The organism is Buttiauxella gaviniae ATCC 51604, assembly GCF_001654835.1.
GTDB lineage: Bacteria > Pseudomonadota > Gammaproteobacteria > Enterobacterales > Enterobacteriaceae > Buttiauxella > Buttiauxella gaviniae.
In genome coordinates this window covers 178,353-197,450 of record NZ_LXEP01000004.1, presented here as the reverse complement: position 1 = coordinate 197,450, position 19,098 = coordinate 178,353, and the positions used below count along the sequence as shown (strand labels likewise).

Below are 19,098 nucleotides of genomic sequence, written 5' to 3'. Positions count from 1 at the left end.
CGGTTACTCAGGGGTGATGAAATGATCGAGACCTTCTTTCCACCCTTCAGGACCGTAGTTCTGGCTGCGATACACGCGCTGTGGGTCGTCCCGTTGCAGCGTCACTGTCTGGCGGCTGTAGCCTTTGACAACCACGGCGTAATCGACGCTATCAAGCAGTAATGCATCGCTCGGGCTGTCCCCCAGACCTATTGTGATGTGGGTTTTCCCTTCGCGTTGTTGAAACTGCTCCTGAAGCCAGTGTAGCGCCTTATCTTTGCCGGCCTGCATATCTAATACATGCCAGAACCGCCCGCCTTGCAGCATCATTAAACCCAGGCTTGCCAACTGCTCGTTAAATGCGGCCATCATTTCTTCGCTATCGCGCCATATTAAGGTTTCAGATGCTTCACTGAGCTTTGCAAGGACTGCCTGTTTGCGTGTAAGGCCAGTTAATTCACAGAGGGTATTCTCATCGACGTCGGCAAAGCAGGTGAATTTAAAACCAAATTTCTGCCGTAACTTATCCAGAACAGAAAACAGCTCTTCATGACGAATACCCGTCATCAGACGAGGGTAATCGTCGCTGTCACTCCAGCGTGAATCAAGCTGGATAACCGCCCCGTTTTCAGCAATAAACGCCTGTCCGGTTAATGAAAACTCATTTTGCCACTCAATGATTTCCGCAGCACTTTTCGCACTACACAAAATCAGTGGGATCTCGTTCTGGCGCAAAATGTTAATCCAGGGACTTGCGGCCTCCCAACGGTAGGAATGGTGTTCCAGCAGTGTGCCATCGAGATCTGAAATGATTAATAGCGGATCGTGCAGATGCAGCATGGTACTTCTCCTGAATCCAAAGGCTAAATGACTGGTTGAGTAGGATAAATCTCAATTAAATTCGCAGCCTAATCATTAATGAGTATCCGTATTATTGCTGGAAACCGCTAAGAATAAGGAATGGCGGCACGATTCAGCTAAGTCGTTGCGAAAAATTGAATATTCATAGAACGAATCATTTCATTGTTTTGAAATAAATCTGATGTATGGTGGATGTACATCAGATTTCCTGGTGTAACGAATTTTTCAATTGCTTCTTGCTAACGCAAGTTTAATCCCGGCTTTCCTGCCGGGATTCTTTTATCCACTTCATACTTCAAGCTGCTGATGCGTTGGCTACTTTCACTCACCCGACAGATCTGCTGAAAGCTGATTTGAACGCTGTAAGCGCTGTTCAAAAGGCTGAAACCTTTTGTCCTGCAACTCGAATTATTTCGGGGAATTCAGCGGTTCACTTCATTAACACTAAAATCGTGTATATCCAGTTCAAAGGCTTCCGCTAATTCGGAGTAGGTGTGCCATGTGCGCCCATCGATACTGACTCGATGCGGATCGTCACTCGCACGTGTCACTTCACTTTCGCTAATCTCATTGATGGCCGCCAATAGCGCATCGACATCGATACGTGTGGTTTCATTAAGCTCTTTCGCGGTCTTCATGCAGTCGTCCTCCAGGCTGTACCCGTGTTTAAGTATAGACGCTTAACAAAATGCATAACCTTGCGCATCATGCGATGCGAATGAGTCGTTTTTGATCTACACTGGCACAAAGAAACTTGGAGATTTTTGTTATGAATATCAACGATCGCGTGACAGTCAAAACCGATGGCGGCCCGCGTCGGCCTGGCGTGGTATTAGCTGTCGAGCAATTTAGCGAGGGGACGATGTACCTCGTATCGCTGGAAGAGTATCCGTTGGGGATCTGGTTCTTTAACGAACTGGGGCACCCGGATGGCGTTTTTGTTGAACGCTCTGAGTAATATATTTGCGGTGGATATCGCTTGCGCTAATCCACCCTAAAACCATCCTGGTCGGCTTAACGCAAATTTACGAAGATACCGTTGGTGACATTATCGGTAAGGCGCACCACATGATAAATTACTTGTTTATTATGTGTCTTTATCTTGCGTTTTATATTCCCTTTGTGCGACGAAACCGTTTTTGCTTTGATATTCATCTGGTCGGATATTTGAATTGTGCCTTGTCCAGACATCCACATTTTAAGCATGCTGGACTCAGTTCGGCTTAATGATAACGTGGGTAAATTAATATGTCCGATGCAGTGCGCATTTTTTGCTAAGTATTCTGAAAGTATTTCGTCCAGTGACTCTGGCTTTATAGATTTAGAACTGATCAACAGATTACTACGCACCAAAAGATATTCATCGAAATGAATATTAGCAATTGCCATAAAGACCAGGAATAAAGTACTGGGATGCTGATTAATGATCTGCTTAATTCGCTCGCTACTTTGAGCGTCATGGATAAAACAGTCCTCATTAATAAACACCACATTGGGTGTCTGGGACTCACAAGCGAACGCTAAATCCTCAATCGTCTCCACGTTGGTCATCTGTCGTTTTCGGATGCCACGGCTGGTTAAATAACCTGTTAACCCCAACCGGGTATAACTGCATAAGTCCATAATGATCGTTGACATAACACCCCCCACCCGTAATTAAGTATTTTTAGGCGTACTAACCTGCATATTTCAAACTGCATCTTTGTTGACCGCACTGACTCGCCAGAATCACTTACTGATGTAAGCTCATCGGGACTTATTTTCTTGCAGCCGAGATTCAGCTCGAATTATTTCGGTTACAACTATCTAGTAAAGTTATGTATAATTTGTTAAGAATGCTCTCAAAGTAAAGTGAATGTTACATTATGTGAGATAGCTAAAAGCATATAAGCCGCGCCAGTTATATCCTGGTGGATGTTATTCAAGAAAGCTTTTAGGAATATCCTCAGTAAGACTCCACAAAACCTGGGGATTAATTCGCGGGAATTTCACTCACAATATCTGAGAGTAAATTAAATACTTCACTAAATAAGTGTTCGGCGAAAGGAGCCATTAAGGGAATTAATGCCGTCATCACCAACATGCCCACAGCAAGTGTCAGCGGAAAACCGATAACAAACACAGACAGTTGTGGTGACATACGGTTTAGCAGACCAAGGGCAATGTTTAGCGTGAGCAACAAAGTGATGAGTGGGAGGGCCAGCATTAAGCCATTGAGGAAGATCATGCCGCCTGCTCGAGTCAGCGCCATAAACGCGTTACTGTTAATCGGATTGCCACCGATTGGCAGGGTGTGAAAAGTGTCGACCAGCATCGATATCAGCCATAAATGGCCGTTAAACACCAAAAAAAGTAACATGGCCAGCATGTCCATAAAACGGGCAAGGACTGGCATATTCAGGCGGCTACCAGGGTCGAAGAAGGTAGCGAATGAGAGCCCCATCTGCAGGCCGATTATCTCACCTGCAGTACGAATGGCGGCAAAGGCAAACTGCATGGTGAAGCCAAGCGCAATGCCAATCAGAATTTGTTGTGCTGCGAGCCAGAACCCGGCCGCCGAGAAAATAGTGACCTCAGTTGCCGGAAGGGTCGGTGCCACTATCCAGGTAATCATCAACGCTAGGCCAATTTTTACCTTCTTTGAAATCGCGCGTTCACTGAGTATTGGTGCAGTTGAAATCAGGGCCAGAATACGAATAAATGGCCAGAACCCCATACTTAATAACGTGAGCCACTGCCCGCTATCAATGTGAATCATCCAATGTTCATCGGGATGTTCGTTAGCAGCGTGCGCATATAATCCAGCAGCAGATTAAGCATCCACGGCCCTGCAACGATAATAGTGACGAACACCGCAAGAATTTTCGGGATAAACGATAGGGTCATTTCGTTTATCTGGGTCGCGGCCTGAAGCATACTGATCACCAGACCTGTCACCAGTGCCACCATCAATAACGGGGCTGCGAGCGCCAAAGCCACTTTCATGGCTTCGGTGCCCATCATCATGACCGACTCAGGAGTCATCTTTCCCCCCTCTAACTATAGAAACTTTGCGCAAGTGAGCCGACCAACAACTGCCAGCCATCCACCAACACAAACAGCATTAATTTAAAGGGCAGGGCGATAGTTGCCGGTGGCACCATCATCATCCCCAGCGCCATCAGTACGCTTGCGATAACCAGGTCGATAATCAAAAACGGAATGAAGACTGTAAAGCCAATCTGGAATGCGGTTTTCAGCTCGCTGGTCACGTATGCCGGCAACAATATGCGCATCGGAACCACTTCAGGCCCTTCCAGCGGCGGTGTATCTGCCAGGCGTGCAAACAGTGCCAGATCCGCTTCACGGGTTTGACGCAACATAAACTCACGCAGCGGCTTCGAACCTCGCTCGAGGGCTTCGTCCATCTGGATTTTGTTTTCACTAAATGGCTGGTAAGCGTCGGTATAAATTTTGTCGAATACCGGGGCCATAATGAAAAAGGTCAGAAACAGCGCAAGTCCCAACAATACCTGGTTGGGTGGTGCAGACGGTGTGCCCAATGCGCTACGCAGCAGGCCAAAAACAATGATGATGCGTGTGAAGCTTGTCATCATTAGTAGAATCGCCGGCAAAAATGTCAGCGAAGTAATAAATACCAGCGTCTGAACCGGCAACGACCAACTTTGGCCGCCGTTGGACATCGGCTGGCTGATAAGGCCGGGTAGTTGTGCAAAAGCGGCTGGCATGACTATCAACAGGCCAAGCAACGAGAAAGGAAGCCAACGTTTCATCAATCTTTCCCGTTACGTTTAAGCAGATTTTTCATCAGACTGTTTTTCATCAATTCGCGGAAATCAGCAGGTGCTGCTGGAGACACAGTTTCGCTCACTATCGCGGCGGGGAGCGTATGCAAATGAGTGATTTGCCCGGCAGTCACGCCGAGCACCAGACGCGCATCTTGCACGTCGACAATCACCACACGTTCACGCGGGCCAACGCTACAACTGGCGCTGACTTTCATCTCTTTGCTGGAGCCAGTTTTCGGCGTAAAGCCAAAACGTTTTGCCACCCAGGCCGCGAGTAAAATAAAAATGATAATCGCCGTTAACGCGCCGCTCACTTGCACCAACGGAGAGCCGGTGCTGGCAGTGGGTTGTGACTGAACAGTTGCCTGGGTTTTCATGGTGTTAGCGGCTCAAACGACGCATACGCTCAGATGGCGTGATAATGTCGGTGATACGAACACCGTATTTGTCAGCCACTACCACGACTTCGCCCTGAGCAATCAGATAACCGTTGATCAAAATATCCAGCGGTTCACCTGCTAAGCCATCCAGCGCTACCACTGAACCTTGCGACAAACGCAGCAGCTCTTTGATAGTCATACGGGTACGGCCCAGCTCCACAGTCAGTTTGACGGGGATGTCCATAATCAGGTCGATGTCTTGCATCGCGCCCGCTATGTCATTGCCTTCAAGCGCACGGAATACGCTGTCTGCGGTGCTTTTGTTGGTCGTAACTTTCTGTTCGTTTAACGCATCAGCCCACAGATCGTCCACGGAGCCGGCATTGTCGTCGGACGGTTGATTAATATCACTCATTTGGGCTGTTCCTCGTTCAGCGAATTCAGTATCGGGTTGATCAAATGTTCGACGCGCAAAGCGTACTGGCCGTTAAGCGTGCCGTACTGACTGGTCAGCACCGGAACACCATCAACGTGCGCCAGAATCCTGTCCGGTTTATCAATCGGCAACACGTCACCAGGTTTCAATTTTAAAATTTGCGACAGGCGCAGCGGGATGTCAGCGAAATTGGCAATTAGCTCAAGCTCAGAATGCTGAACCTGACGTACCAGGGTATCGCGCCAGCTTTGGTCTTCCTGACGGGAGTTTTCCAGCGGCGGATTCACCAGCAGCTCGCGCAAAGGCTCAATCATGCTAAACGGCAGGCAGATATTAAACTCGCCGGTCAGGTTGCCGATTTCCACATGGAATGGCGTATTCACCACGATGTCGTTTGGCGACGTCGTAATGTTGGTAAATTTCACCTGCATTTCGGAACGCACATACTCCACTTCCAGTGGATAAATGGCTTTCCACGCGTCGCTATAAGATTCCAGCGCCAGTTTCAACATGCGGTTAATCACGCGCTGCTCGGTATGGGTAAACTCCCGGCCTTCAACTTTAGTTGGGAAACGTCCGTCACCACCAAACAGGTTGTCCACGGCGATAAACACAAGGCTTGGGGAGAATACGAACAAACCTGTGCCGCGCAGCGGTTTCAGATGCATCAAGTTGAGGTTGGTAGGCACGGGCAAGTTACGGGCAAACTCGTGGTACGGCTGAATGCGGATAGCCCCGACGGTAATGTCCGGGCTGCGACGTAACAGGTTAAATAACCCCATACGGAATTGACGAGCAAAACGCTCGTTAATAATTTCCAGAGCCTGTAAGCGCTCGCGCACCACACGACGTTGGGTATTGGGGTCATAAGGACGAATGTCGGTTTCATTAACGACACTGGTCTTGGGTTCGTCGGAGTTGTCACTGTCGCCATTTAACAGTGCGTCAATTTCGGCCTGAGAAAGAATGCTGTCGCCCATGGGATTACCGCAAAATAAAGGCGGTATACAGCACATCGCTGACTGCCTGTTGAGGTTGTCCGGCGACCAGAGGCGGTGCCAGCGTATTCTTTATCGCTTCAACCAGTTTCTGTTTACCTTCATCGGTCGCAAGGGCTGCACTGTCCTGGCGGGAAAACAGCAGCAGTAGACGACTACGTACTTCTGGCAGGAATTCACTCAGACGTTGACGCGTGGCTTCATCTTTCAGGCGCAATGTGACACCGATATACAAGACGCGGTCAGCATCACCGAGGTTAACGGTGAAGGTGTCCAGTGCGAAAAATACCGGTGCTGGTGGTGGCTCTGGTGCCTTCGCCTGTGCGGCAGCAGGTTGCTGCTGCATACGCCAGTAGCTGTAACCAGCGGTAGCACACGCGGCAAGTGTAATCAGGACCAGTAATGGCATCCAGATGGAGCGCTTGCGGCTTTTTGGCAAAGCGTTGTCAGTCATAAAATGAATCTTTCCTGTATCGGTACTGCATATATACCCATCGCCCTTCAAGTTGCAGGGGTGTTGGCTGCTCTCATTCACCCGAATCACTTACACAAGTAAGCTCATCGGGATTCATTCGATTGCCGCCTACCTGCACCTTGAAGTAGCTTGGGTATCGGTTAATTATCGCGTGTCGGCGGGCGTTCAAAGGCCCGAAAACAGGTGATATTTGTTGTTACCTCTGACGTTTAGCTTAGGGAACGTGGCTCAGGCGAAAATATCCACCGCGTTATTACCCGACGCTAAACGTTGTACGCTGGCAGGAACTGCCAGCGAATCAGCATCACCCATTGATGGGAAAGTACCGCCCGATCGTGATGCTTGTTGCTGCTGTTGGCCTGATTGCTGTTGCTGCTGCCCGGCAGAACTTTCGCTACTGATACTGCTCTGCCCAAGCTGAATACCACTTTCTGCCAGCGCAATACGCAGGTTTGGTAAAGTCGCTTCAAGTGCTGCGCGAACGTGGCTGTGGGCTGAAACCATCTGCAATTGTGCCTGGTTGTCATCAAGCTTCATGCTGATTTGAATCTGGCCTAAGTCTTCAGGATGCAGACGTAGTTCGGCACTTTGCTGGCCCTGACGGGTAAATAATGTGATGTGCTGACTCACCGCCTGCTGCCACTCCTGGCTACCGAGTTGGGCGCTAATTTGTGGTGCGACCGGGACTGCGATTTGTGTGCTGGCAGGTGTGGCTATAGTTGCTGTGCTAAACGCAGGCGTTGCGAGTGTCGAGGCCGGGCTGGTGTTATTCGCTGCGGCGTCGCGACTGCTGTTTTCTGCGTTATTCAAGGTGAATGTTTTCGCATCAACCAGCGGCTCATTGCCAGACGGCGCGGTTTTCGCGCTCACCGGGTTATCCAGCGCCACCGCTTTATCGGCCACGGTTGCTGGCGTGCGGGCATCATTCGTTAAGGTTTTTTTTAGGTCACCCGCGCCGAGTAACGTATTCAGGCTGACGGAGGCATCACTATCCACTTCAGGCTGAACATTAAGGGTGCTCGCGGTGGGTGTTTGCTGTGGAAGCATGGCAAACAGGGCGCTCAACGCCTGCATATCGGCAGTGCTCAAAGACTGCGTTTGTTCCCGCTGCGCATCGACTTGCGCTGTTTTTTCTTCCACGCCGCTTTTCTTAACATTGGCGAGCAGGGTCGATAATGCTTCAGGCGTGTCGAGGTTATCTAACAGCGAGGCGAGCGTGGTTTTTTCATCGGCGGCTGGAGCGCCTTTACCGGTGACTTTATTGAGTGCGGCTTCGAGCGACACGGTTTTACCGTCTGCCAGTGAAAGTTCGCCAGGCAGGGCTTTGCCGAGCAGACTCAGGAAATCTTCGCTGAAACCTTTATCGCCTGCCGTAACGCCGACAGAAGCCGTTGTCGAAGTGGCGACATCTGGAGAAGTGATCATCAGGGGCTGCATAATCATTCTGCTTTCCTCAGTGTTGCCCGCTGGGCGTATTCATCCATCAGTTTTTGATCAAGCTTGTTCTCAGCCAACAGGACTTGCGCTGCTTTGCGCTGCTGTAATGTGCTCCAGGCCTGCAATCTCTTCTGCTTCTCTTGCCATACATTCAGCGCCTGAGTGACCTTTCCGTTCCACTGCATCAACTGTTGGCGATGCTGATCGATAGCTTTCTCAAGCGTTTGTATAAATTGCTGATAATTCTGCCAACGGTTACTGGCGATCCCCTGACTCATGCTGTCATTGAGACTGGAGCTGTACTCAAACTGATAGTTAATCAGCATGTTGAGCTGTTCTTCTGCCTGCTGGCAGCCGCGGCGCATTTCCCCTAAGCGTACTGCCGCATCTTCGACCTCTTTTTCGGCGAGATCATGAAGCGTATCGAGTGCTGTGCTTTGGTTCATCGTTTTCTCCTTGCGCGACTGATGCGTAATCGCTAGCTCCTCTATTGTGAGGGCGGGACGGGTTTTCGATGGGTGAAATAGGTCGGTTTTATAGGGCTAATTGTCGCTTTAGTGATTAGGCATGAGGAGCGGACGAATGTGCAGTATCGGAACTTTCGGCGGCAATGAGTTATGAGGAAAATTGAACTGGTGTATGATGATTATTCGTATCTAATTGAATTTATTGATATTCATTAGGTGAATGAAATGGCGAACAATATATACGTAAAAATTACCGGTTTGTCCCAAGGGGACATCTCTGCCGGATGTGGAACGTATGATTCATTAGGGAATAAATACCAGGCAAACCATAGGGACCAGATACTGGTATTACAACTTGATCATTTAATAACCAGAGAGCAAAAAGTCAATCACCATGCAATTAACTTTTTTAAACCAATAGATAAATCTTCCCCATTATTAGCGATGGCACTTGATTCTGATGAACGATTAGAGCTTATTTTTGACATGTATCGGACTTCACGTTTTGGCACACAAGAGCTTTTCTATACCGTTGAAGCGAGGAGAGCCACACTGAGTAAAATATCTATTGTTTACCCCCATTCTATTGATCATTCGGACAGGCAACCTGAAGAGATGATCTCTGTACTCTATCGAGATATTACCTGGAAACATCATTCTGCGGGAACTTCGGGTTACAGTATTTGGGATGAAAGGGCTTATTAAGATGAAAGAGAATGTTGTAGCCAGTAATGAATTTTGTGATATTACAAGGATAAAATTTAAAAAATGGGATGAGGTGGATTTTCTTTTGTGGTATCTATCAACAAAAATTGCAAAATTACAAGTTGGTTGGGATTATTTGTATGCTTACAAAGATGCTTATGTAGTCTTCAATAAAACTAAAATCATTAATAATGCGAACAATATAGGCATTCCTCCAGAATTACTGGGTGGGGTCGCATGGATTGAAGCAGGAGGTAAACCTGAGTCGATTAAAATACATGTTTATGAGAGTCGCAGGATGTTGAATTCAAAGATTTATCCCACATTTCAAGGGAAAACCTCATTCGGCTCTGTAGCGATGCAAATCGATGTTGCTGCACGAATGCTTGGGATTGATCCTGAAATGCTAACCACGAGAGATCAGTTGGAGTTATCTAATTGTCTATTGGAAGATGACTTTAATCTTAGACTGGCAGCAACGTATTTGAGAAATTTAATACTTTATGATTTTCCGGGCTGCGCGAGCCTGTATTTGACTGATGAACAATATATTATGGCAGGTGTCAGATACAATAGAGGTACTGAAAGAAAACTGGATGAATTCAGAAAAATTATTGCTAATAAAGTAGCTAGAGAAACAGATGAATATGATTTAATTTCATATGGCATGCGATTATTGGAGATTAAACCTCAGATAAGAAAATTATTAGGGATATAGCATGAAAAAATATATTGCTTGCGAACTCATCACTTCAATTATGTATTTTTTTATAGCTTACATAGTTCTTTCTATTTGTTCAGCTAATAAATATGAGTGGATGCTGAATGAAGGTGAGGGGATTTGTGGTATTCCACGTCAGGCTTTTGATGTAAGAATAATGCAGGCTGTAATATCGTTTTTTTATTAATCGTACCACTGGTGATAAGGTTAATAAAAAATATATATTATCAAGAATATTGCAGGCTGTATTTCACAATAACGATGCTATCAGTGACGCTGATATATGGTTGATGGTTATTCTTTGGCCGTTACTATTGGTGTTAGTAAACATGATAAGGGTGGAATCCGTTACACCACCCTTTACCATCAAACACCCGGGAAAATAATTTCCAGTGACTGGCAAGCCTCTTCCCAACCGCTGCGCTCGAAAATCCCTTGCTGCAAAAACGCTTCCAGTTGCGGCCATAGCACAATCGCTTTATCAAGCTGCGGGTCGCTGCCTTTGGCATAAGCCCCGACGCTGACTAAATCGCGGTTGCGCTGGAAACTGGATAACAGCTGTTTGAAATGGCGTACGCGTGCGTAATGCTTCTCGGTAATTAATGACGTCATGGCGCGGCTGATTGACGCTTCAATGTCGATTGCCGGGTAGTGACCGCCTTCGGCCAGACGGCGCGATAACACAATGTGGCCGTCAAGAATGGCGCGAGCGGAATCGGCAATCGGATCTTGTTGATCGTCACCCTCGGTCAAAACGGTATAAAACGCGGTAATCGAACCGCCGCCAGAAATACCGTTACCCGCACGTTCAACCAGCGCAGGCAGCTTGGCAAACACCGACGGTGGGTAACCTTTGGTTGCAGGCGGCTCGCCAATCGCCAGAGCAATTTCACGTTGCGCCATCGCATAACGGGTTAGGGAGTCCATAATCAGCAACACATGCTGGCCACGGTCGCGGAAATCTTCGGCGATGCGCGTGGCGTAAGCGGCACCCTGCATACGCAATAACGGAGAAACATCCGCTGGCGCGGCAATGACTACCGAGCGAGCACGGCCCTCAGGGCCAAGAATGTTCTCGATAAAATCTTTAACTTCGCGGCCACGCTCGCCAATCAAACCCACCACGATGACATCGGCCTGGGTATAACGTGCCATCATGCCCAACAACACGCTTTTCCCGACGCCGGAACCGGCGAACAGGCCCATACGCTGCCCGCGCCCGACCGTCAGCAGGGCGTTAATCGGACGTACGCCGACATCCAGAACGTGTTCGATGGGGGTTCGTTGCAACGGGTTAAACGGTGCCGCACCCAGCGCACCCATGGTAGTGGTTTCTGGCGCGGGAAGGCTGTCGAGAGGACGCCCGCTGCCGTCGAGCACGCGGCCCAGTAATGCCGGACCGAGGGGTAACTGTTTGCCGCTGTGTAAACCGCCGTCGCTGGTGGCGCGGGCATAAACACGCGCGCCCGGCAAAATGCCTTCGACTTCCTCAAGCGGCATCAGGAAGAGTCTTTGTCCGTTAAAACCGACCACTTCACATTCAATATCGCGGGAATGTTGTTCGATAATGCAGGTTGCACCAAGCGGTAATTGCAGACCAGTGGCTTCCAGTACCAGACCGGTTGCGCGAGTCAAACGACCATAACGACGCACGGTCGGCAGTTGAGACATTTTCGCCTCAAAAGTATCGAGCGAATTGAGCCAGCGAGTCAGACGCGCAGTCATCACAACACTCCTGGCGCTGCAAGGCGGCAGAGTTCTTGCCAGCGCGTTGCAACGCTAGCGTCGAGGTCACCTTCATCGGCGGAGACTTTGCACCCGCCCTGATGCAGACTTGGGTCCCCACGCAAGCGCCAGCCATGCAGGCTGAGGGTTGCGCCCAACATCTCTTCAACACGTTGCAAATCATCCGGGTGAACACGCAACTGTGGTTTGCCGCTGAATAATGGTTCTTGCTGCAAAAGCGACTGAATCTGCTTAATCAGCGCATTGTTATCAATGCCTTTGGTTTCGCCGATAACCTGGCGAGCCGCTTCCAGCGCCATCTGCATCAAACGTGAAGCGATTACGCTGTCGAGTGCGTCAAGCGTGTACTGGAACTCGCTCACCAGTTGCTGCATTCGCGCATGTACCGGCGCCTGTTGCTGCTTAGCCTCAGCAAGACCTTGTTCAAATCCTTGCTGAAAACCTGTTTTACGACCCTCTTCCACGCCAATTTTTTGCCCTTCGGCATAGCCCAGTTGATGGCCTTGCTCATGAGCCTGCATCTGCATTTGAGCAAGTTGTTGCTGTAAATCAGGTACGCTTTCCTGAGCCTGGTCAGGCTCATCGCCATCCGATTCCGACTGGAACATCGGCTCGAAGGTCTGTGATGGTGGGGCCAGGTCGTCTGGTGTCCAGATTTTCCATGGCAGCGAGTTAGACATAAGTATCCTCGCTGGTGCCAATTACCATCTCGCCGGTTTCTGCCAGGCGACGAACAATAAGCAGAATGGCTTTCTGTTCGTTTTCCACTTGCGACAGGCGCACCGGGCCACGGTTGGAGAGGTCATCGCGCAGAATATCTGCTGCACGCTGCGACATGTTGCGCAGGAATTTCTCGCGCAGCGGTTGCTCGGCACCTTTGAGGGCGATAAGCAGCGATTCGGATTCCACTTCCTGCAACAGGCGCTGGATACTGCGATCGTCCACTTCGACCAGGTTTTCGAACAGGAACATTTCGTCGATAATTTTCTGTGCCAGTTCGCCGTCGAAGTCGCGAACAGCGGAGATAACCGCTTCTTCCTGCTGCGTTTTCATCAGGTTGATAATTTCTGCTGCCGTTCTCACGCCGCCCATTTTGCTGCGTTTGAGGTTCTGGCCATCGAGCAAGTTGTTAAGCACTTCGGTCAACTCTGCCAGGGCCGCAGGCTGCACGCCGCCGAAGGTGGCGATACGCAGCATCACATCGTGGCGTAGACGTTCGTCGAACAGAGCCAGAATATCGGCCGCCTGAGCGCGTTTGAGATGAACCAAAATCGTGGCGATGATCTGCGGGTGCTCGTCGCGAATAAGGTCGGCGGCACTCTGTGGTTCCATAAAGTTGAGCGTTTCCATACCCGAGGTGGTTTCGCGGGTTTCCAGAATATCTTCCAGCAGGCTGGAAGCACGCTCTTCACCCAATGCTTTGATCAACACAGAGCGCAGGTAGTCGTTGGCGTTAATCGACAGCGCCGCATATTGCTCGGCTTCTTGTTCAAATTCAGCCAACACCTCGGTCAGCTGTTTGTTGGAAATCTGGCGAATGCTGGCCATGGCCGCACTAAGATGCTGGACTTCACGTGGACTAAGGTGCTTGAACACCTCTGCCGCACGGTCTTCGCCAATGGTCATCAACAGAATTGCGCTTTTCTCTGTTCCGCTAATACTCATAGTTCGTTACTCATCCATTGGCGTATCACCAGCGCAACGACGCGCGGATCGTTATCAGACATCTCGCGAATACGCTGGCTCATCACTTCAGCGCTCAGTTTTTGATTCACTTTGCGTTGCTGCTGCTGTTCGTCTTTCGTCAGACGAACTGAAACTGCATCTTCCTCTTCCGCACGCTGGCGTTGTGCTGCCACCTGCGTTTGTTGCACCTCAACCTTACGTTGAATAAGTGGGCGCACCAGTTTGCGCCAAAGCAGCCAGGCAACAATCAGCACCACCAACCAACGGCCTGCGGACATCAACATTTCGAAGAAGGCTTGTTGCTTCCAGAACGGCAGCTCAAGGCTGGTTTCTTCTGTTGCACTAAATGGTGAGTTCACAACATTGAGCGTATCGCCACGTGTATCGGAATAGCCCATCGCTTCACGCGTCAGGTTCTCAATTTGCTTCATCTGCTCGGCGGTCAACGGCAGCGGTTTGCCATCGGTCAGCTGGCGGTAATTCACGACGACTGCGACAGACAGGCGTTGAATATCACCGACGTTCAGCTTGGTATGCAAAATAGTGCGGTCAACTTCGTAGTTGGTTGTTTCATCGCGCTGAGTATTGCTTGAGCCGGTTGGGGTAGACCCACCCATCGACGTCGTTTGATTTTGTTGAGGTGCATTTGCCGCATTGTTTTGTGGTGCGTTGGCAATAGGGGCATTGTTCGGCGGAGCCGGTTGGTTTGAAAGAGCACCCGGAACACCACCTGGGTTACGGCCATTAACCTGCTCACTTTGGTTTAGCTGGCGTGAACGCACGGCGGCCTGAGAAGGATCGCTATTCGGGCGATACTGCTCTTCAGTTTTTTCTTTATTGGCGAAATCTATCTGGGCGGTGACCTGAGCATGGACATTCCCGCTACCCACGATAGGTGCAAGGATTGATTCGATACGACGCTGGAAGCGGCTTTCAACATCCATCGCATATTTCAGCTGAGCATCGTTTAAATCGCGGCCTGCGGTATTGGACTGCGTGAGCAGATGCCCGCCTTGATCAACAAGCGTTACATTACCTGGTGGCAGCCCTGCAACAGCGCTGGAAACCATATGGACAACGGCGCTGATTTGCCCTTCATCTAAAGCGCGGCCAGGTTCGAGGCTGAGCGTTACGGAAGCAGAAGGGGATTTTTGCTCGCGAACAAAGAGAGACGGTTTTGGCATGGCGAGATGCACACGCGCATTTTTTACCGGGCCGAGTGTTTCGATTGTTCGCGCCAGTTCACCTTCCAGTGCACGCTGGTAGTTCACTTGCTCGCTAAATTGGCTAATACCAAATTTTTCCTGGTCCAGCAGCTCAAAGCCGACTGCGCCACCTTTCGGCAACCCTTGTTGGGCGAGGCGCAGACGCAGGTCGTAGACTTTATCGGCTGGAACTTCAATGACACTACCGTTATCGGAGAAGCGGTAAGGCACATTCATTTGGGTCAGTTGCGTGACGATGGCGCCGCCGTCCTGATCGGCCAGATTGCTGTATAGCACTTTGTAATCAGGTGTTTTGGCCCACAGTACCAGCGCGATAATAACGGCGATCGCCGCCGCACCTGCGACCATCAGTGGGATTTTAGGATTCGCGCGAACGCGGGTCAGCCACTCCTGGGGTTTGTTTTGTGACGTTTGTGCCTGGTCCGCTGCGGTCATTGAGCACCTCGCAGCTGAACATAGACATCATTTTTACTATAAAGAGTGAACAAAACGAGCTCCCACAACAAAAGTTCCACATAGATGGCACCGTCATTATTTTCTTTCTCAAAACTTTCGATGGCTGAATTAGCTCTATTTATTGACGCTAATTACCGCCTTTGTCCTATTGACAAGGTGTTAATCTTGCCGCGTTAAAAATCATTGGGACAGGGAAATGGCAATTCAGGGCATTGAAGGCGTTCTTCAGCAGTTGCAGGCAACCGCGCTGTCGGCGGGGAATCCGGTTCAGAATAACGAACCTAAAGTGAGTTTTGCCGGTGAGTTGCAGGCAGCACTTGGTCGCATCAGCGAAACACAAACCGCTGCGCGTACCCAGGCTGAAAAATTTGCCCTGGGAACCCCCGGTGTTGCGCTAAATGATGTGATGGTCGATCTGCAAAAATCGTCAGTTTCGTTACAAATGGGGATTCAGGTGCGTAACAAGATTGTGTCGGCCTACCAGGAAGTGATGAACATGCAAGTTTAGTTGCTTGATCTATATTATTTTTTTGTCATTTATTCCAAAAGTTACTAAAATGTAATAAATGGCTTGCTGCTTCCTGGTTCCATTTACATAATCCGCGACAGTTTATAGGGGGGTATTGTGGCAACTGTTTATTATTTTATGCTTCTGGCGTCAGGTTATACGAGTAATGTTTCATGGAACGTGACCCCCATGCCTGGCATGGAAGTGTGCGAACTCACCTTAAAAGAGGTGATGAAGGGAATTCCTGATAGAAGTTACGGTACTGTCCAGGCCCCATCTGCTGGAAAATGTATAGAAGTTCAGAAGTAAGCAAGATTATTAAAATGATTCTAAAGGCTGACAATCGTCGGCCTTTTCCTATTTAGCCTGCTATCCATCAAACGCTTCTACTGTCAGAGAGCGTGCCGTGGTCAGATACTGACCGAGAAGGGGAATTTGAGTCCGCCTAAAGTTGTGGAATATGAGCCTCTTAAAACATGTTTTCCGATGCTGGGTATTGCGCTAGTTAATTAAATGGCTAACGTTTCGGGCTTTTCGATAATAACCATTTTATTGCTGGAAATGACCGTGCTATTAGACGGAACGCTTTTTAAAACCAGCGTACCTACGCCAATTGTCACGTTGTCGCCAATTTCTATATCATCGCCAATGATGCAGGAATGGGCGCCCATATTGACGTTGTTTCCTACTTTAAATTTGATGTCGACACCATTTTTATTGCTGCCAAGCGTGCAGAATTGCCTGATAGTAAACCCTTCTCCAATCACACAACTCCTATTGATAATCATTGAGTTACCGTGCCATATCTTAAAGCCCTTGCCAATTTTCAAATGGTAAGACAGCTCTACCCCAAACAGGCCTTCATTAATAACTCGGTTGAGTATCACAAACATCAGCGAAATCGGGTAAAGAGCCTTTGTTTTGGCATGAATAGTGGCCATTCTAAAAATTAAAATAATGAGCTTAGATTTGGCTGTGTTGATTTTTAAGTCATGTTTTAATGTGGAAAAGAAATCACGCATGGCGATATTCCTTTTAAGATTTATAAGAATAATCTTAATTCATAATCTGCAACTCGCCATTGAGTCTGGTAAAAGATTTGCTGTGCCAGGGCTTGAACAGCCCGTCTTAATTTCCTTCGATTAGTTGCAAGCTACTGAAACACTGGCGGGCTAAGTGCTTTAATGCGAAAATTATTTTTTCTCCGCAGTCGGGATAGATGATGAAGAAGATTGCATTATTGACAGTGTTGCTGGCGTTAAGCGGCTGTGTGCAGGTTGATAATTACCGCGAAGTGGTTAAAACCCCAGCGCCTGCAGGACTGGCTGGTTACTGGCAGTCACAAGGCCCACAAAGTGAGATGGTGAGCCCGGAAGCGATCGCGACTCTTGTGGTCACACCGCAAGGGGATACGCTCGATTGCCGCCAGTGGCAGCGCGTGCTTGCTCTGCCAGGTAAACTGACTGTGCGTTCAGATGACTGGTATAACGTGACCAACAAACGCGATGTTTATAGCGTTGAGCGTGAAGGCGATACGCTGGAATATGCCGGTATGACCCTGAAACGTGTTGATCGTCCGACGCAAGAATGTGCTGATTATTTGCAGAAGAACCCGCTGGATAGCAAATTACCGTAAGTGATGATTCCCTCTCCTTTAACTGGAGAGGGAAGTTTCAGTCAATCTATAACACTTCTTCCATTACCCACACGCTGACGCTTCCGCCGTTGCAGGAAAATGTCGCACTACCTTTTTCATCGGTGGTGACGGTTTCTTCACGGTTGCCCAGATAATCCCGCCAGTTTTTGCTGCCGTAATTATCGCCAAGCGTAATAGTCTTCTCACCCTCATCACCGTTTGATAACACCACCACGCAACCTGGATTTTCATCGGTGCCGCTGCGGCTAAAGGCGATGCAATTAGGGTGATCAAACCATAGCGTTTGCACGCCGTGGGCGAAGCGCTCACGGGCATGAATTAAATCATCCAACTGCTCAATTATCGGCATGTCGATGTGGTAAGTTTCGCCATCGCCACCCTCATCGTCGTAACTTGCCCCAAATAAATCGGGATAAAACACGCTTGGCACACCGTTTTCACGCAGCAAAATCAGCGCATAAGCTAAGGGTTTGAACCACGGTTCTACAGGGGCTTCGAGGGATTGCAGTGGTTGCGTGTCATGGTTGGCAACGAGAGTGACGGCGTGGAAAGGGTCGGCTTCAACCAGCGTGCCGGTGAAAATCTGGCTCATGTCGTAATCACGACCTTGTTTTGACGCTTCGTGGAATTTCATTTGCAACGGGGCATCAAATAACATCGTTTTGCCATCGACCTGCGCGATATATTCCTGAAGTTTATCGACTTCATGGGACCAGTATTCAGCAACAATAAACAGCGGTTGTTCAGCCACTTCCTGAACATGTTCAATCCACTCTTTGTAGAACCACGCCGGAATGTGTTTGACCGCATCGAGGCGGAAGCCGTTACAACCCGTTTCTTCCATTACCCAGCGCGCCCAGTACTTCAACTCTTCTGTTACGGCGTGATTGCGAAAATCGATATTCTCGCCCATTAGATAGTCGAAATTGCCGAGCTCATCATCAACCTGGTCGTTCCAGCCTTCACCGGTGTAATCATTGATTATCTTGAAAATACCGTCTTCGTTAGGGTTTTCGATGTGGTCAACGCCACTAAAGCATTTGTAATCCCAGATAAATTTCGAGTATTGACCGGCACGGGCAGGGAAGGTGTAACGCGTCCAGGCTTCGCATTCGATAACTTCGTCGTCTATTTCATTACGGTTTTCTTGGTTGACGCGATTGACCTGAATGCGCTCTTTCTCATCAGCGCCCATTTTATGGTTAACCACCACATCAAGCAGCACTGCGATATCGTTTTCTTTTAGGGCTTTTATTGCTGCCAGCAATTGCGCTTTATCGCCGTATTTGGTCGCCACCGATCCTTTTTGGTCGAATTCACCGAGATCAAAAAGATCGTAACAGTCATATCCCACCGAATAGCCACCGGAACTGCCTTTATAAGCCGGTGGCAGCCAGACCATATTGACGCCGATATCATTGAGCGTTGCCGCGCGTTCGGCGACTTCTGCCCACAACTGACCCCCACCGGGGTAATACCAATGGAAAAATTGCAATAAGGTTGGGTTTTTCATCGAGTCCACGCTCCAGGAGTCATTTAGCTGACCACTGGAGTATGGAAGATTTTAGGATG

Annotated in this window: 24 protein-coding genes; 6 read left to right on the top strand and 18 right to left on the bottom strand. The window is 49.0% G+C overall.

Features of this window, described 5'->3' with window-relative positions:
- Nucleotides 1–3 precede the first annotated feature (3 nt).
- Together M977_RS03080 and yodD are read right to left on the bottom strand one after the other, a co-directional pair.
- Nucleotides 4–819, bottom strand: coding sequence for a mannosyl-3-phosphoglycerate phosphatase-related protein (locus M977_RS03080; RefSeq protein WP_064512070.1), 816 nt, complete (start codon nt 817–819; stop codon nt 4–6).
- Nucleotides 820–1,262: 443 nt separating this feature from the next.
- Complete coding sequence (gene yodD, locus M977_RS03075) at nt 1,263–1,478, bottom strand: YodD family peroxide/acid resistance protein (protein ID WP_064512069.1); 216 nt, start codon at nt 1,476–1,478, stop codon at nt 1,263–1,265.
- A gap of 131 nt (nt 1,479–1,609) precedes the next feature.
- On the opposite strand from yodD, the gene dsrB reads away from it, so the two are divergent.
- Nucleotides 1,610–1,798, top strand: a complete 189-nt coding sequence (gene dsrB, locus M977_RS03070) for a protein DsrB (RefSeq protein WP_064512068.1) — start codon at nt 1,610–1,612, stop codon at nt 1,796–1,798.
- Nucleotides 1,799–1,854: 56 nt separating this feature from the next.
- On the opposite strand, the gene rcsA is transcribed toward dsrB, so the two are convergent.
- The 10 genes from rcsA to fliJ form a co-directional block, all read right to left on the bottom strand.
- Complete coding sequence (gene rcsA / locus M977_RS03065; RefSeq protein WP_064512067.1) at nt 1,855–2,478, bottom strand: transcriptional regulator RcsA; 624 nt, start codon at nt 2,476–2,478, stop codon at nt 1,855–1,857.
- Nucleotides 2,479–2,812: 334 nt separating this feature from the next.
- A complete protein-coding gene (fliR, locus tag M977_RS03060) occupies nt 2,813–3,598 on the bottom strand; it encodes a flagellar biosynthetic protein FliR (protein ID WP_064512066.1) in 786 nt (261 codons plus the stop codon).
- A complete protein-coding gene (gene fliQ, locus M977_RS03055) occupies nt 3,595–3,864 on the bottom strand; it encodes a flagellar biosynthesis protein FliQ (protein WP_034458225.1) in 270 nt (89 codons plus the stop codon). Before fliQ ends, fliR begins: the two co-directional genes overlap by 4 nt.
- Nucleotides 3,865–3,875: 11 nt before the next feature.
- The gene (gene fliP, locus M977_RS03050) at nt 3,876–4,613 is read right to left on the bottom strand and encodes a flagellar type III secretion system pore protein FliP (RefSeq protein WP_064512065.1); all 738 of its coding nucleotides are present in this window, start codon (nt 4,611–4,613) and stop codon (nt 3,876–3,878) included.
- Nucleotides 4,613–5,005, bottom strand: coding sequence for a flagellar biosynthetic protein FliO (gene fliO, locus M977_RS03045; protein ID WP_064512064.1), 393 nt, complete (start codon nt 5,003–5,005; stop codon nt 4,613–4,615). Before fliO ends, fliP begins: the two co-directional genes overlap by 1 nt.
- A gap of 4 nt (nt 5,006–5,009) precedes the next feature.
- A complete protein-coding gene (gene fliN, locus M977_RS03040) occupies nt 5,010–5,423 on the bottom strand; it encodes a flagellar motor switch protein FliN (protein ID WP_064512063.1) in 414 nt (137 codons plus the stop codon).
- Nucleotides 5,420–6,424, bottom strand: coding sequence for a flagellar motor switch protein FliM (gene fliM, locus M977_RS03035; RefSeq protein ID WP_034458217.1), 1,005 nt, complete (start codon nt 6,422–6,424; stop codon nt 5,420–5,422). Before fliM ends, fliN begins: the two co-directional genes overlap by 4 nt.
- A 4-nt stretch (nt 6,425–6,428) precedes the next feature.
- Entirely contained in the window at nt 6,429–6,896 is a 468-nt protein-coding gene (gene fliL, locus M977_RS03030; RefSeq protein ID WP_064512062.1) for a flagellar basal body-associated protein FliL, read from the bottom strand.
- A gap of 249 nt (nt 6,897–7,145) precedes the next feature.
- The gene (locus M977_RS03025; protein WP_245163477.1) at nt 7,146–8,360 is read right to left on the bottom strand and encodes a flagellar hook-length control protein FliK; all 1,215 of its coding nucleotides are present in this window, start codon (nt 8,358–8,360) and stop codon (nt 7,146–7,148) included.
- A complete protein-coding gene (fliJ, locus tag M977_RS03020; RefSeq protein ID WP_064512061.1) occupies nt 8,357–8,800 on the bottom strand; it encodes a flagellar export protein FliJ in 444 nt (147 codons plus the stop codon). Before fliJ ends, M977_RS03025 begins: the two co-directional genes overlap by 4 nt.
- A gap of 246 nt (nt 8,801–9,046) precedes the next feature.
- Between fliJ and M977_RS25470 the strand changes: the two genes are divergently transcribed.
- The 3 genes from M977_RS25470 to M977_RS03005 are packed head-to-tail and all read left to right on the top strand — an operon-like array spanning nt 9,047 to nt 10,434.
- The gene (locus M977_RS25470; protein ID WP_064512060.1) at nt 9,047–9,526 is read left to right on the top strand and encodes an Hcp family type VI secretion system effector; all 480 of its coding nucleotides are present in this window, start codon (nt 9,047–9,049) and stop codon (nt 9,524–9,526) included.
- 1 nt (nt 9,527) lies between these two features.
- Entirely contained in the window at nt 9,528–10,244 is a 717-nt protein-coding gene (locus M977_RS25465) for a hypothetical protein (protein ID WP_064512059.1), read from the top strand.
- Between the two features lies 1 nt (nt 10,245).
- Nucleotides 10,246–10,434 carry a DUF2645 family protein gene (locus M977_RS03005; RefSeq protein WP_064512058.1) on the top strand — a complete coding sequence of 63 codons (189 nt, stop codon included), beginning with the start codon at nt 10,246–10,248 and terminating at the stop codon, nt 10,432–10,434.
- Nucleotides 10,435–10,613: 179 nt separating this feature from the next.
- Here M977_RS03005 and fliI read toward each other — a convergent pair whose 3' ends face one another.
- Genes fliI through fliF form a run of 4 tightly spaced genes read right to left on the bottom strand, consistent with a single transcriptional unit; the run spans nt 10,614 to nt 15,340 of the window.
- Nucleotides 10,614–11,972 (bottom strand): flagellar protein export ATPase FliI, encoded by a 1,359-nt coding sequence (fliI, locus tag M977_RS03000; protein WP_064512057.1) that lies wholly within the window; start codon nt 11,970–11,972, stop codon nt 10,614–10,616.
- On the bottom strand, nt 11,972–12,673 hold the full coding sequence (gene fliH / locus M977_RS02995; RefSeq protein WP_064512056.1) for a flagellar assembly protein FliH: 702 nt from the start codon (nt 12,671–12,673) through the stop codon (nt 11,972–11,974). Before fliH ends, fliI begins: the two co-directional genes overlap by 1 nt.
- Nucleotides 12,666–13,658 (bottom strand): flagellar motor switch protein FliG, encoded by a 993-nt coding sequence (gene fliG / locus M977_RS02990; RefSeq protein ID WP_064512055.1) that lies wholly within the window; start codon nt 13,656–13,658, stop codon nt 12,666–12,668. Before fliG ends, fliH begins: the two co-directional genes overlap by 8 nt.
- Nucleotides 13,655–15,340: a flagellar basal-body MS-ring/collar protein FliF gene (gene fliF, locus M977_RS02985; protein WP_064512054.1), complete on the bottom strand. Its 1,686-nt coding sequence runs from the start codon at nt 15,338–15,340 to the stop codon at nt 13,655–13,657. Before fliF ends, fliG begins: the two co-directional genes overlap by 4 nt.
- 217 nt (nt 15,341–15,557) lie before the next feature.
- Between fliF and fliE the strand changes: the two genes are divergently transcribed.
- On the top strand, nt 15,558–15,869 hold the full coding sequence (gene fliE / locus M977_RS02980; protein ID WP_064512053.1) for a flagellar hook-basal body complex protein FliE: 312 nt from the start codon (nt 15,558–15,560) through the stop codon (nt 15,867–15,869).
- A gap of 509 nt (nt 15,870–16,378) precedes the next feature.
- Here the strand turns inward: fliE and M977_RS02975 are convergent.
- The gene (locus tag M977_RS02975; protein ID WP_064512052.1) at nt 16,379–16,891 is read right to left on the bottom strand and encodes an LbetaH domain-containing protein; all 513 of its coding nucleotides are present in this window, start codon (nt 16,889–16,891) and stop codon (nt 16,379–16,381) included.
- 200 nt (nt 16,892–17,091) lie between these two features.
- Between M977_RS02975 and yedD the strand changes: the two genes are divergently transcribed.
- Complete coding sequence (gene yedD / locus M977_RS02970) at nt 17,092–17,505, top strand: lipoprotein YedD (protein WP_064512139.1); 414 nt, start codon at nt 17,092–17,094, stop codon at nt 17,503–17,505.
- A 46-nt stretch (nt 17,506–17,551) separates the two neighbouring features.
- Here the strand turns inward: yedD and amyA are convergent, their stop codons facing one another.
- On the bottom strand, nt 17,552–19,039 hold the full coding sequence (amyA, locus tag M977_RS02965; protein WP_064512051.1) for an alpha-amylase: 1,488 nt from the start codon (nt 19,037–19,039) through the stop codon (nt 17,552–17,554).
- Nucleotides 19,040–19,098: the final 59 nt, after the last annotated feature.

Bases quoted from the DNA above. Each gene is read 5' to 3' on its own strand.
- M977_RS03080 (WP_064512070.1), bottom strand. From the start codon at position 819: ATGCTGCATCTGCACGATCCGCTATTAATCATTTCAGATCTCGATGGC.
- yodD (WP_064512069.1), bottom strand. From the start codon at position 1,478: ATGAAGACCGCGAAAGAGCTTAATGAAACCACACGTATCGATGTCGAT.
- dsrB (WP_064512068.1), top strand. From the start codon at position 1,610: ATGAATATCAACGATCGCGTGACAGTCAAAACCGATGGCGGCCCGCGT.
- rcsA (WP_064512067.1), bottom strand. From the start codon at position 2,478: ATGTCAACGATCATTATGGACTTATGCAGTTATACCCGGTTGGGGTTA.
- fliR (WP_064512066.1), bottom strand. From the start codon at position 3,598: ATGATTCACATTGATAGCGGGCAGTGGCTCACGTTATTAAGTATGGGG.
- fliQ (WP_034458225.1), bottom strand. From the start codon at position 3,864: ATGACTCCTGAGTCGGTCATGATGATGGGCACCGAAGCCATGAAAGTG.
- fliP (WP_064512065.1), bottom strand. From the start codon at position 4,613: ATGAAACGTTGGCTTCCTTTCTCGTTGCTTGGCCTGTTGATAGTCATG.
- fliO (WP_064512064.1), bottom strand. From the start codon at position 5,005: ATGAAAACCCAGGCAACTGTTCAGTCACAACCCACTGCCAGCACCGGC.
- fliN (WP_064512063.1), bottom strand. From the start codon at position 5,423: ATGAGTGATATTAATCAACCGTCCGACGACAATGCCGGCTCCGTGGAC.
- fliM (WP_034458217.1), bottom strand. From the start codon at position 6,424: ATGGGCGACAGCATTCTTTCTCAGGCCGAAATTGACGCACTGTTAAAT.
- fliL (WP_064512062.1), bottom strand. From the start codon at position 6,896: ATGACTGACAACGCTTTGCCAAAAAGCCGCAAGCGCTCCATCTGGATG.
- M977_RS03025 (WP_245163477.1), bottom strand. From the start codon at position 8,360: ATGATTATGCAGCCCCTGATGATCACTTCTCCAGATGTCGCCACTTCG.
- fliJ (WP_064512061.1), bottom strand. From the start codon at position 8,800: ATGAACCAAAGCACAGCACTCGATACGCTTCATGATCTCGCCGAAAAA.
- M977_RS25470 (WP_064512060.1), top strand. From the start codon at position 9,047: ATGGCGAACAATATATACGTAAAAATTACCGGTTTGTCCCAAGGGGAC.
- M977_RS25465 (WP_064512059.1), top strand. From the start codon at position 9,528: ATGAAAGAGAATGTTGTAGCCAGTAATGAATTTTGTGATATTACAAGG.
- M977_RS03005 (WP_064512058.1), top strand. From the start codon at position 10,246: ATGAAAAAATATATTGCTTGCGAACTCATCACTTCAATTATGTATTTT.
- fliI (WP_064512057.1), bottom strand. From the start codon at position 11,972: ATGACTGCGCGTCTGACTCGCTGGCTCAATTCGCTCGATACTTTTGAG.
- fliH (WP_064512056.1), bottom strand. From the start codon at position 12,673: ATGTCTAACTCGCTGCCATGGAAAATCTGGACACCAGACGACCTGGCC.
- fliG (WP_064512055.1), bottom strand. From the start codon at position 13,658: ATGAGTATTAGCGGAACAGAGAAAAGCGCAATTCTGTTGATGACCATT.
- fliF (WP_064512054.1), bottom strand. From the start codon at position 15,340: ATGACCGCAGCGGACCAGGCACAAACGTCACAAAACAAACCCCAGGAG.
- fliE (WP_064512053.1), top strand. From the start codon at position 15,558: ATGGCAATTCAGGGCATTGAAGGCGTTCTTCAGCAGTTGCAGGCAACC.
- M977_RS02975 (WP_064512052.1), bottom strand. From the start codon at position 16,891: ATGCGTGATTTCTTTTCCACATTAAAACATGACTTAAAAATCAACACA.
- yedD (WP_064512139.1), top strand. From the start codon at position 17,092: ATGAAGAAGATTGCATTATTGACAGTGTTGCTGGCGTTAAGCGGCTGT.
- amyA (WP_064512051.1), bottom strand. From the start codon at position 19,039: ATGAAAAACCCAACCTTATTGCAATTTTTCCATTGGTATTACCCCGGT.